The sequence below is a fragment of the Mycobacterium sp. 852002-40037_SCH5390672 genome (genome assembly GCF_001665875.1).
In the GTDB taxonomy this organism is placed as follows: domain Bacteria; phylum Actinomycetota; class Actinomycetes; order Mycobacteriales; family Mycobacteriaceae; genus Mycobacterium.
Genome location: NZ_LZTA01000057.1, coordinates 1 through 1,149 on the forward strand (window position 1 = coordinate 1; position 1,149 = coordinate 1,149).

Annotated in this window: 1 protein-coding gene and 1 pseudogene; one reads left to right on the plus strand and one right to left on the minus strand. The window is 68.6% G+C overall.

What is annotated here, in order from left to right:
- Nucleotides 1–845, plus strand: an 845-nt coding sequence (locus A5782_RS09170; protein ID WP_067098279.1) for a VWA domain-containing protein, incomplete at its 5' end; no start/stop codon positions are given.
- Between the two features lie 4 nt (nt 846–849).
- Here A5782_RS09170 and A5782_RS09175 read toward each other — a convergent pair.
- A pseudogene (locus tag A5782_RS09175) lies at nt 850–1,149 on the minus strand (hypothetical protein); the annotation flags it as partial.

The window sequence follows — 1,149 nt, forward strand, 5'->3', positions numbered from 1 at the left end:
GCTACACCGACACCCCCGTGCCGCAGTCGCCGTGGCGGCACCTCCCGATCGCGGTGTCGCTGCTCTCCCTGGTGCTGTTGACCATCGCGCTGGCCACCCCCACCCACGACATGCGCATCCCGCGCAATCGCGCCGTCATCATGCTGGTGATCGACATGTCGCAGTCCATGCGGGCCACCGACGTCGAACCCAACCGGCTCAAGGCCGCCGCACAGGCAGCCACCCAGTTCGCCGGCCAGCTCACGCCCGGCATCAACCTCGGGCTGGTCGGGTTCGCCGGCACGCCCTATCTGCTGGTGCCGCCGACCCCGCAACACCAGGCGACTATCGACGCGCTCAAGAAGCTGGATTTCGCCGACAGCACGGCCACCGGCCAGGCCATCTTCACCGCCCTGCACGCGATCGGCGCCACCGCGGTCATCGGCGGCGACAATCCGCCGCCGGCCCGCATCGTGCTGCTCTCCGACGGCGCCGAGAACGTGCCGCTGGACCCCAATGCCCCGCAGGGGGCGTTCACCGCGGCCCGGGCCGCCAAGGCCGAGGGCGTGCAGATCTCGACCATCTCGTTCGGCACCCCGTACGGCACGGTGGACTACGAGGGCGCCACCATCCCGGTTCCGGTGGACGACCAGACCCTGCAGAAGATCTGCGAGATCACCGACGGCCAGTCGTTCCACGCCGACAGCCTGGATTCCCTGAAGAACGTGTACTCGACGCTGCAGCGCCAGATCGGCTACGAAACCGTGAAGGGCGACGCGAGCCTGGCCTGGATGCTGCTCGGCGCCTTCGTCATGGCCGGCGCCATCCTGGCCGGTCTCCTGCTGAACCGCAGGCTGCCCGCCTGAGTCCTCAGCTGGGCAGGCGGCGGTTGATCAACAATGCCAGCGCCGTCGCGATCAGGGCGGTCAATACGCCGAGGCGCAGCCACCCGGAGCTGCCCGGCCCTGGCACCGTACGGTAGCCGATCTCGTTCTCGATGGCGTTGTAGCTCTTTTCGAGCTCGCCGAGGTTGGTGGCGGTGTAAGACTGCCCGCCGGACAGCTTGGCGACCATCTTCATCTGGTCGGTCGACACCGGGACGGCGACCCGCTGCCCGTCCATCTCGATCTCGCCGCCCTTGGTCCCGAACGAGATCGTCGAGATCGGCAC